Source organism: Mesorhizobium sp. M2A.F.Ca.ET.037.01.1.1 (genome assembly GCF_003998075.1).
In the GTDB taxonomy this organism is placed as follows: Bacteria; Pseudomonadota; Alphaproteobacteria; order Rhizobiales; family Rhizobiaceae; genus Mesorhizobium.
Map to the genome: position 1 here is coordinate 1 of NZ_RZSA01000114.1, position 10,349 is coordinate 10,349.

The window sequence follows — 10,349 nt, forward strand, 5'->3', positions numbered from 1 at the left end:
CGCCCGTTCCGCCGGCCGCGTGCAGTCGGTGGCGCTTCGCCTGGTCTGCGACCGGGAATCCGAGATCGAGCGCTTCATCCGCGAGGAATACTGGCAGATCGCCGCCATCCTCAAAACGCCGCGCAACGACAGTTTCGAGGCGCGGCTCACCGCCTTTGCCGGCAAGAAGCTGCAAAAACTCGATATCGCCAACAAGGCGCAGGCCGACGACATCAAGGCGATGCTGGAAGGCGCGACCTTCAAGGCATTGTCGGTCGAAGCCAAGCCGACAAAGCGCAATCCCGGCCCGCCCTTCACCACCTCGACGCTGCAGCAGGCCGCCTCGTCCGGGCTCGGCTTCTCGGCGACGCGCACCATGCAAGTGGCGCAAAAGCTCTACGAAGGCATGGATATCGGCGGCGAGACCGCCGGCCTCATCACCTATATGCGAACCGACGGCGTGCAGATGGCGCCGGAGGCGATCGAGGCCGCCCGCAACGCCATCGTCAGCGAATTCGGTGCGAAATACCTGCCGGAGAAGCCGCGTTTCTACACCACCAAGGCCAAGAACGCCCAGGAAGCCCACGAGGCGATCCGCCCGACCGATTTCCGGCGCACGCCGGCTTCCGTTCGGCAATATCTCGACGCCGACCAGGCCCGCCTCTACGAGCTGATCTGGAAGCGCGCCATCGCCAGCCAGATGCAGCCGGCCGAGATCGAGCGCACCACGGCCGAGATCGAGGCCGTCAACGGCGCTCGCACCGCCGAGCTGCGCGCGATCGGTTCGGTCATCCGCTTCGATGGCTTCATCGCCGCCTATACCGACCAGAAGGACGAGGACGCGGAGGACGAGGAGAGCCGCCGCCTGCCCGAGATCCGCTCCGGCGAGCAACTTGCCCGCCAGGCGATCAACGCCACCCAGCACGCCACCGAACCGCCGCCGCGCTATTCCGAGGCGTCGCTGATCAAGAAGCTGGAGGAGCTCGGCATCGGCCGGCCATCGACCTACACCGCGATCCTGAAGACGCTCGAGGATCGCGACTACGTCACCATCGACCGGCGCAAGCTGGTGCCGCAGGCCAAGGGCCGGCTGCTCTCGGCCTTCCTCGAAAGCTTCTTCGAGCGTTACGTCGAATATGATTTCACCGCTTCGCTCGAAGAGAAGCTCGACGAGATTTCCGACGGCAAGCTCGCCTGGAAGGACGTTCTGCGCGACTTCTGGAAGGATTTCTCCGGCGCCGTCGACGACATCAAGGAATTGCGTGTCACCGACGTGCTCGATGCGCTCAACGAAGAGCTCGCGCCGCTTGTCTTCCCGGAGCGCGAAGACGGCTCCAACCCGCGCATCTGCCCGAAATGCGGCACCGGAAATCTGTCGCTGAAGCTCGGCAAGTTCGGCGCTTTCGTCGGCTGCTCGAACTATCCGGAGTGCTCCTACACCCGCCAGCTCGGCGACGCCGCCAACCCCAATGGCGAGAACGGCAATGGCGAGGACGGCGTCAGGCTGCTCGGCAAGGATCCTTACACGGCCGAGGAAATCACGCTGAGGAGCGGCCGCTTCGGTCCCTATATCCAGCGCGGCGAAGGCAAGGACGCCAAGCGCTCGAGCCTGCCCAAGGGCTGGACGCCCGAGTCGATCGACCACGAGAAGGCGCTGGCCCTGCTGGCTCTGCCGCGCGACGTCGGAAAACATCCCGAAACCGGCAAGATGATCTCGGCCGGCCTCGGCCGCTACGGCCCGTTCGTGCTGCATGACGGCACCTACGCCAATCTGGAGAGCATCGAGGACGTGTTCTCGATCGGCCTGAACCGCGCCGTCTCGGTGATCGCCGAGAAGCAGCAGAAGGGCAAGGGCGGCCGCAACGGCGCCACGCCGGCGGCGCTGAAAGAGCTTGGCGACCATCCGGACGGCGGCGGCAAGATCACGGTACGCGACGGCCGCTACGGGCCCTATGTCAATTACGGCAAGGTCAATGCGACGCTGCCCAAGGGCAAGGACCCGCAATCGGTGACGATGGAAGAGGCGCTCGCCCTGATCGCCGAAAAGGAAGCCAAGGGCGGAGGTGGCAAAAAGCCCTTCCGCAGGGCGGCGAAGAAGGGGTAGCAGGACGTGGCGCGCAGGATCTCCGGAAGAAGCCACGGCGATCCGCGCCACGCCGACACGAGGGCCAAGGTCAAGGACGACTATCGGCCCTCGCGCGACGAGATCCTGCGCTACATCGCCGAAAATCCCGACCGCTCCGGCAAGCGCGAGATCGCCAAGGCCTTTGCGCTGCGCGGCGAGGATCGCGTCTGGCTGAAGGACATGTTGCGCGATCTCCAGGATGAAGGTCTGCTCAACAAGGAGCGCAAGCGCCTGACCCGCGCCGGCGCAGTGCCTCACGTCGCCGTGCTCGATATTTTCGGCCGAGACGAAGACGGCGTGCTCCTGGCCAATCCGAGCGAATATACCGGCGCCGGTTCTCCGCCCGTCATCGCCATCCGCATCTCGCGCGGCGCCGGCGGCCCGGCGCCCGGCATCGGCGACCGTGTGCTTGCCAAAACCTTCCCGACCGACGACCCGTCGGGCCCCGCCTATACCGGCCGGGTGATGAAGATCTTCGAGAAGCGCAGCGACGCGGTGCTCGGCGTCTTCCGCGTGCTGAAGGACGGCACGTTCCGCATCGAGCCCGTCGAACGCCGCCAGCCGGAGCTGATCGTCGACAAGGAATTCCAGAACGGCGCCCGGAACGGCGATCTCGTCGAGGTCGAGCCGGCGCGGGCATCACGTTACGGGCTGCCCAGGGCAAAAGTGCTGGCGGTGCTGGGATCCTTGAGCAGCGAAAAGGCGGTCTCGATGATCGCCATCCATGCCCACGACATCCCCCATGTCTTTCCGGCGGATGTGATTGCCGAGGCCGAAGCGGTGAAACCAGCGACGCTCGATCACCGCGAGGATTGGCGCGACCTGCCGTTGGTGACCATCGATCCGGCCGACGCCAAGGACCATGACGATGCTGTCTTCGCCACGCCCGACACGGACGAGAAGAATCCCGGCGGGGTCGTCGTCACCGTGGCGATCGCCGATGTCGCGGCCTATGTGCGCTATGGAAAGCCGCTCGACCGCGAAGCCTTGAAGCGCGGCAATTCGGTCTATTTCCCGGACCGGGTCGTGCCGATGCTGCCCGAACGCATCTCCAACGACCTCTGCTCGCTGCGCGAAGGCGAGGACCGGCCGGCCATCGCGGTGCGCATCACCTTCTCCTCGGAAGGCCGAAAGCTGCGCCATTCCTTCCACCGTGTGATGATGAAGTCGGCGGCCAAGCTCGCCTACCCGCAGGCGCAAGCCGCGATCGACGGCGTGCCCGACGACAAGACCCGGCCGCTCCTCGACAGCGTCCTGAAGCCGCTCTGGGATGCCTATGCCGTGCTGAAGCGCGGCCGCGACGCCCGCCAGCCGCTGGAGCTCGACCTGCCGGAACGCAAGATCCTGCTGAAGCCGGACGGCACCGTCGACCGGGTCGTCGTGCCGGAGCGTCTCGACGCGCATAAGCTCATCGAGGAGTTCATGATCCAGGCCAATGTCGCGGCCGCCGAGACCCTGGAGGGCAAGAAAGAGCCCCTCGTCTACCGCATCCATGACGCGCCGTCGCTCGCCAAGCAGGAATCGCTGCGTGAGTTCCTGCAAACGCTCAGCCTGTCTCTGGCGCGCGGCGCGCAGATGCGGCCCAGCCAGTTCAACGGCATTCTGGAGCGGGTGCGCGGTGCCGACAACGAGGCGCTGGTCAACGAAGTGGTGCTGCGCTCGCAGAGCCAGGCGGAGTACTCGCCGAAGAACATCGGCCATTTCGGCCTCAACCTCCGTCGCTACGCGCATTTCACCTCGCCGATCCGCCGCTATGCCGATCTGATCGTCCACCGGGGGCTTATCTCGGCGCTTGGACTTGGGCCTGGCGGGCTGACGCAGCAGGAGGCGGACCGGCTGGAAGAGGTCGCCGCGCTGATCTCGGCCACGGAACGCCGCGCCATGGCCGCCGAGCGCGATACGGTCGACCGGCTGATCGCCGCCTATCTCGCCGAGCGCGTCAACGACACGTTCGACGCGCGCATCTCCGGCGTCACCAAGGCGGGGCTGTTTGTCCAATTGCCGCAGTATGGCGCCGACGGCTTTATTCCGGTGTCAACTCTGGGCGGCGACTACTATATCTATGACGAAACCGCCCGATCGCTGTTCGGCGAACGCACCGGCAAAGGCTATCAGCTTGCCGACCGCGTCGAAGTTCGGCTGGTCGAAGTCGCGCCGATGGCCGGTGCGATGCGTTTCGAGATGCTGACCGACCCGAAGCCCCTGCCCGGCTCGAGGCGGTCGTTCCACAAGGCCAAGGGCCGCGCCCGCGCGTCGCAACCGCGCGTCGGTCCGCGCGGCAGGAGAAGATGATGCCAGGCGATTCGCATGTGGAAGAACAGGTTTTTGGTGGCGAGCATCACTCTGGCCGTGTCGCCCGTCCGCTGTGGACGGCGATCAAGCGCGGCCTTCTCGGCCGTTGCCCGCGTTGCGGCGAAGGCAAGCTGTTTTACGCCTTCACCAAGACCGTCGACACGTGCAGCGTCTGTGGCGAGGAGATCCATCACCATCGCGCGGACGACCTGCCTGCCTATCTGGTCATTGTCATTGTCGGCCACATCGTGGTTGGCTCGTTCATGGCAGTGGAGGCGACCACCACGCTGTCAAACTTACAGCACGCGCTGATCTGGGTGCCGCTGACCATCATTCTCGCGCTCGCACTTTTGCAACCGGTCAAGGGCGCCGTCATCGGCCTGCAATGGGCGCTTTATATGCACGGCTTCGGCGGCGAGAAGGATGAATTCGAGAGCCATTCGTAAGCCAGGTCGCACCGCTGTCCGCCCTGGTTCAAAAGCCGCGACGCGCAAGCCACTTTCACAGCAAGGAAGTTTCCGCTAGGTCGGGCGCATGGAAGGAATGACCAAGGCGGATGTCGACAAGCTCGATAAGGGCCTGGCCGTGCGCAGCGGCCGGGCGTTGCGTCCGCGTGATGCCGCGACGCTTATTCTGCTCGATCGCCAGGGCAAGGATGTCCTGGTGCTGATGGGCAGGCGCCACGCCAGGCATGCCTTCATGCCCGGAAAATACGTCTTTCCCGGCGGCCGCACCGATCCCGCGGACAGCCGCATTGCCGTCGGCGCGCCTCTGCGCGGCGAAGAAGAGAAAAAGCTGGTCGCCGGCCCCGGCCGCGCCAGCGCGGCGCGGGCGCAAGCAATCGCCCTGTCGGCGATTCGCGAGACCTATGAGGAAGCCGGCCTGCTGATCGGCCGCAAGGGCGCCTTCTCGACCGCGAAGCGCGACTGGCAGGGTTTCGCCGAACATGGCGTCATCCCGTCGCTGGACGTGCTCCGCTTCGTCGCCCGCGCCATCACCCCGCCCAATCGCGTGCGCCGTTTCGACACGCGCTTCTTCAGCGCCTGGCGCCACGACGTTGCCGTGGAATTGCCCGGCGGCGGCCCGACCAACGAGCTGGAGGAACTCGTCTGGCTGCCGCTTGCCGATGCCCGCAAGGCCGACATCCCGGACATCACCGGCATGATCCTGGAAGAACTGGAAGGTCGGCTTGCAGAGGATCCCTTGCTGCGGCCGGGCGGCGCCGTGCCGTTCTTCCGGCTCGTCCGCAACCGCTTCGTCCGCGAAGTCCTTTAGAAGCAGAGCATTTTGGTCCCATGACGGTCGATACCCAACAACAGGGCGACGAACGCGTACACTGGCTGCCGATGGTCGCGGCTATCTCCTCGATCAGCGTCGTCGGCATCGCCATCGGCCTCGGCATGCCGCTGCTCAGCGTCATTCTGGAAAGCCGCGGCCACTCCGCATCGATGATCGGCCTCAACACGGCCGTCGCCGGCCTCGCCTCGATCGCCGGCGCGCCTCTGGCCACGCCGCTTGCCATGCGGCTCGGCGTCGCCTGGACCATGCTGTTGATGATCGCCATCGGCGCGCTCGCGTTCGTCGGCTTTCACTTCGCGCCGGATTTCTGGATGTGGTTCCCGCTCCGCGTCGCCTTGCATATCTCGCTGACGGTGCTGTTCATCCTGTCGGAATTCTGGATCAGCACCTCCGCGCCGCCGAACCGCCGCGGCCTTGTGCTTGGCATCTACGCCACCGTTTTGTCGCTCGGCTTTGCCGCCGGACCCTGGCTGTTCGCCCATCTCGGCAGTTCGGGCTTCCTGCCATTCGGCGTCACCATAGCGCTGGTCACGCTTGCCGCGATTCCAGTGTTGGCGGCCCGCAACGAGAGCCCGACCATCGTCGCCGAGAGCGAGACCAGCCATTTCCTGCGCTACGTCTGGCTGGTGCCGACGGCGACCTTCGCTGTGCTTGTCTTCGGCGCGGTCGAGACCGGCGGTTTCTCGCTCTTCCCCGTCTATGGCAGCCGGATCGGCTATTCCGAGGCCGACGCTGCACTTCTGCTGACGATGATCGGGCTCGGCAACGTGCTTCTGCAGATCCCGATCGGCATGATCAGCGACCGTGTCTCGGACCGGCGCCATCTGCTTCTGGGCTGCGCCACCGTCGGCCTGATCGGCACCGTCTTCATGCCCTTCTTCGCGCAGAACTGGCATCTTATGGCCGCCCTTCTGTTTGTCTGGGGCGGTGTCGTCGCGGCCATGTACACGATCGGCCTTGCCCATCTCGGCTCGCAGCTTTCCGGCCATGAGCTGGCATCCGCCAACGCGGCCTTCGTGCTGTGCTATGGCGTCGGCATGGTGATCGGTCCGCAGGCGATCGGCATCGGCATGGACGCCTTCGGCCCCTCGGGCTTCGGCTGGTCGCTGGCGATCTTCTTCGCCGCCTACATGCTTCTGGTCCTGGTCAGGCTGGTGCGCAAGATTCTCTAGCGGCGGACGCCGCCGGCACCCGGCATCCTGACATCACCGTGTCAGCAGCACCCCTGCTATACCCTGCCTCCAACGCCAGGCAGGAGAATTGCGATGATCGACAGCGGCTTTGAAACCAAATCCCTCAGGATGGAACTGCTTCTGCTCGTCACATTCCAGGCGCCGGCCGCCGATGTCGAGCGCATCATGGAGGCGGTGGTGGCGATCACCCCACTGCCCATGGGCAAATATGACAGCAACGCCTATCAGTCGGCGCAGGGCATCGAGCGCTATCGGCCGCTCGACGGCGCCGCCGCCGGCGCCGAGAACGAACTGCGCCGGCGGCCGGGCACCGTCGAAGTGTCATTCGAGATCGCTGACGACCAGGCGCTCGCCGCCCGTGTCGTCGAGGCGATATTCCAGGCCCATTCCTACCAGGAGCCCGTCATCCGCATCCAGCCGCTGTTGGCCAGCCGCTCCAAGGGCCTGGACGACCGCGCCAATCCGAATCGCTGGTGGAACACGACGGGCGACTGGAAAAAGAAGGGACAGTTGGTCGAGCATAGCGCTTGAAGCGGTGAAATCGCCCATGCCGAAATTAGGCGAAGAAGGCGCCCGGGCTTGACTTTCCGGGCGCGTTCTTTATGTGTCGCGCCAAGTTTCCCGCGTCCGGGTGTTTTCCCCGTGCTCCAGCGGCCAAAACTCCACGAACATTAACGGACGAACATCATGGCCAAAGCCGCAAACATCAAGATCAAGCTTCTGTCGACCGCCGACACCGGGTTCTTCTACGTGACCAGCAAGAACAGCCGTACCAAGACGGACAAGCTCTCGTTCCGCAAGTACGATCCGGTCGCCAAGAAGCACGTCGAGTTCAAGGAAACCAAGATCAAGTAATCCGGTTTCCCGCCGTGTAAGCCAAAAGCGCCGCCCTTGGGGCGGCGTTTTTGTTTTCAGGAGGGATCGGCGGCAAGGTAGCCGCGCCGCTGTTCAGCGCTGGTTCCCGGTCGGTTCAAAGCATGTCTCCCGAAAGTGGACCGGTTTCGGGATAAAGACATGCGTAATCAAAAACCTGAAGCGCACGGAGCGAATCTGAGAGATCGCGACGCGCTTTAGTCTTTTGAAAAAAGGGGGCCGGTCGGCGTTTGGCAGCGGTACGAGGAGGCCACTATGTGCCAGCGCCGGCCGGCCGACCCCACGGACCCAGGAGATGCGGCGGACCTGAGCATCATGGGGTATTTTTCGGATCGAGCCGGCTAGTCTACCCTCGTGCCGGCCTTGCCTTCTGTCTATGCGCCGCAGATTTGCGCAAGACCTTATAAAAATCAACCATTTCTTAACCACCGCTCGCGAATCGCTTGGGTTAAGGTAAATTCCTAACCTTGTGGGGACGGCCGGGAATCGGCGCCTTTTGCAGGCATGCCGCTGAAGCGCGAACATGCGCGAAATCTAAATCTAAAGCATAAACAGCGGGTCGGGAAGATGGCGAGGCGCTTCAAGCCGCCTTGGCGACCACCCGGTTGCGGCCGCCGCTTTTGGCTTCATAGAGCGCAAGATCGGCGCGCTTCATCAGCGCCGCGACGCTGTCGGTTCCCTTCAGAAGCGAGGATACGCCGACGCTGACCGTCACCTCGATCGTCTTGCCGTCGCTCCCGATGGCAAAAGGCGCCTGGGCGATCTCGGCGCGGATACGCTCGGCCACTTTCTCTGCGACCGCGCCGTCGGTGTTGGGCATGACCACGACGAACTCCTCCCCGCCGAAGCGGCAGGCGAGATCGATGCCGCGCACATTCTTGCGCAGCCGTCTGGCGAATTCCCGCAGCACATCGTCGCCGCCGTCATGGCCATAGGTGTCGTTGATCGACTTGAAGCGGTCGAGATCGGTGATCATCACCGACAGCGGCCGCCGCCGCGCTGCGGCGCGATCGAACAGCGTCTGCAGTTGGCTGTCGAGGTAGCGCCGGTTGTGCAGCCCGGTCAGCCCGTCGATCACCGCCATCTCGATCGTCTGGGCGACGCTGGCGCGCAACTGATCGTTGTAGCGCTTGCGCCGCACCTGTGTGCGCAGCCGCGCCATCAGCTCGTGCTGGTCGATCGGCCGGATCAGGTAGTCGTTGATGCCGAGCTCCAGTCCGCGCAGGATGCGGCCCTCCTCGCCCTCGTCAGCGAGCAGCATGATCGGCAGGAAGCGGGTGCGGTCGAGCGAACGCAGTTGCGAGCAAAGCCTCAGCGCATCGAAGCCGGAGAATGCGGTCGAGATCAGCACGCATTCATACGGCATCTCCGCCGCCTGGAAGAACCCTGCATTTGGATCGGTCGCGACATCGAGCTCGGCGCTGTGGCGCAGCATCTTCTGGATGCGTTCGACCGAGGATCTGCGCTCGTCGATGAGAAGCACCTTCGGCTTGACGTCTTCGGTCGCGAAATCACGGCTCAGAAGTTCCTCGATCCCGATATTGCGCGTGGTCGAGGCGCGCAGCCTGAGCTCGTCGGTCAGCGACTTCAGCCTGACGAGGCTCTTCACGCGCGTCATCAGCTGCAGGTCGTTGACCGGCTTGGTCAGGAAATCGTCCGCGCCGGCCTCGAGGCCGCGCACCCGGTCCGAGACCTGGTCGAGCGCGGTGATCATGACCACCGGTATATGCGAGGTCGCCGGATCGCCCTTCAGGCGCTTGCAGACCTCGAACCCGTCCATGCCTGGCATCATCACGTCGAGCAGCACGACGTCGACCTTGCCGTTCTCGCAGGTCTCGATCGCATCCGGGCCGTTATTGGCCGTCAGCACCTCGAAATACTCGGCAAGCAGCCGAACCTCCAGCAGCCGCACATTGGCGGGGATATCGTCGACGACGAGGATCCGCGCGGTCATCAGAAAACTCCGGTTCTGCTGGTCTCGGGCATCAGGCATCGCCCAGATAGGATTTGATCGTCTCGATGAAGCGCGGCACCGAGATCGGCTTGGAGATATAGGCCTCGCAGCCGCCCTGGCGGATGCGCTCCTCATCGCCTTTCATCGCGAAGGCGGTGACGGCGATGACAGGGATCGAATGCAATTCGTCGTCTTCCTTCAGCCATTTGGTCACTTCCAGGCCGGAGACCTCGGGCAGCTGGATGTCCATCAAAATGAGGTCCGGCCGGTGCTGGCGCGCCAGATCCAACGCCTCCAACCCGTTGCGCGTGCGGACCGTCTCGTAACCGCTGGCTTCGATGAGGTCCCGAAAGAGCTTCATGTTGAGCTCGTTGTCCTCGACGATCATGACCTTCTTAGCCATCAATTTCCCGTCCCGACCGCCCTCGAAGTCGAAGACCGTCGTAATGCGTCTCCTCGGACCGCACCCAACCCTTTCCACCCTAGCCCAATATAATTGACGAAACGGAAACCGGAGGTTGGAAAGCTGCACCAATTCCACCTTCGGGCGTTTTGTGGGAGAGAGCGGAGGCTTGCCGCGAGCGACGCTTGCCGTTACTGCGTTAGCAGACTCAAAAATCCACCATTCCAAAAG

General features: G+C 64.2%; 9 protein-coding genes. 7 read left to right on the top strand and 2 right to left on the bottom strand.

Annotated elements, in window-relative coordinates:
* The 7 genes from topA to rpmG form a co-directional block, all read left to right on the top strand.
* Window positions 1-2,083 (top strand): type I DNA topoisomerase (gene topA, locus EOA27_RS08555; protein WP_127255951.1); only part of this gene is annotated, 2,083 nt, incomplete at its 5' end.
* A gap of 6 nt (window positions 2,084-2,089) precedes the next feature.
* A complete protein-coding gene (rnr, locus tag EOA27_RS08560; protein ID WP_126082395.1) occupies window positions 2,090-4,396 on the top strand; it encodes a ribonuclease R in 2,307 nt (768 codons plus the stop codon).
* Window positions 4,396-4,842 (top strand): DUF983 domain-containing protein, encoded by a 447-nt coding sequence (locus tag EOA27_RS08565; RefSeq protein ID WP_126082394.1) that lies wholly within the window; start codon window positions 4,396-4,398, stop codon window positions 4,840-4,842. The genes rnr and EOA27_RS08565 overlap by 1 nt, the downstream gene beginning before the upstream one ends.
* A gap of 88 nt (window positions 4,843-4,930) precedes the next feature.
* A complete protein-coding gene (locus tag EOA27_RS08570) occupies window positions 4,931-5,671 on the top strand; it encodes an NUDIX hydrolase (RefSeq protein WP_126082393.1) in 741 nt (246 codons plus the stop codon).
* A 20-nt stretch (window positions 5,672-5,691) separates the two neighbouring features.
* Window positions 5,692-6,867, top strand: coding sequence for an MFS transporter (locus EOA27_RS08575; RefSeq protein WP_126082392.1), 1,176 nt, complete (start codon window positions 5,692-5,694; stop codon window positions 6,865-6,867).
* A gap of 93 nt (window positions 6,868-6,960) precedes the next feature.
* Complete coding sequence (locus EOA27_RS08580) at window positions 6,961-7,419, top strand: hypothetical protein (RefSeq protein WP_126082391.1); 459 nt, start codon at window positions 6,961-6,963, stop codon at window positions 7,417-7,419.
* A 156-nt stretch (window positions 7,420-7,575) separates the two neighbouring features.
* Window positions 7,576-7,743, top strand: a complete 168-nt coding sequence (rpmG, locus tag EOA27_RS08585) for a 50S ribosomal protein L33 (RefSeq protein ID WP_006201775.1) — start codon at window positions 7,576-7,578, stop codon at window positions 7,741-7,743.
* A gap of 598 nt (window positions 7,744-8,341) precedes the next feature.
* On the opposite strand, the gene EOA27_RS08595 is transcribed toward rpmG, so the two are convergent.
* A complete protein-coding gene (locus EOA27_RS08595) occupies window positions 8,342-9,715 on the bottom strand; it encodes a PleD family two-component system response regulator (protein ID WP_127255953.1) in 1,374 nt (457 codons plus the stop codon).
* 31 nt (window positions 9,716-9,746) lie between these two features.
* Complete coding sequence (locus tag EOA27_RS08600; RefSeq protein ID WP_027166515.1) at window positions 9,747-10,118, bottom strand: response regulator; 372 nt, start codon at window positions 10,116-10,118, stop codon at window positions 9,747-9,749.
* Window positions 10,119-10,349 lie beyond the last annotated feature (231 nt).

Excerpts from the sequence above, each read along its gene's own strand:
- EOA27_RS08565 (WP_126082394.1), top strand. The coding sequence starts at position 4,396 with ATGCCAGGCGATTCGCATGTGGAAGAACAGGTTTTTGGTGGCGAGCAT.
- EOA27_RS08570 (WP_126082393.1), top strand. The coding sequence starts at position 4,931 with ATGGAAGGAATGACCAAGGCGGATGTCGACAAGCTCGATAAGGGCCTG.
- EOA27_RS08575 (WP_126082392.1), top strand. The coding sequence starts at position 5,692 with ATGACGGTCGATACCCAACAACAGGGCGACGAACGCGTACACTGGCTG.
- EOA27_RS08580 (WP_126082391.1), top strand. The coding sequence starts at position 6,961 with ATGATCGACAGCGGCTTTGAAACCAAATCCCTCAGGATGGAACTGCTT.
- rpmG (WP_006201775.1), top strand. The coding sequence starts at position 7,576 with ATGGCCAAAGCCGCAAACATCAAGATCAAGCTTCTGTCGACCGCCGAC.
- EOA27_RS08595 (WP_127255953.1), bottom strand. The coding sequence starts at position 9,715 with ATGACCGCGCGGATCCTCGTCGTCGACGATATCCCCGCCAATGTGCGG.
- EOA27_RS08600 (WP_027166515.1), bottom strand. The coding sequence starts at position 10,118 with ATGGCTAAGAAGGTCATGATCGTCGAGGACAACGAGCTCAACATGAAG.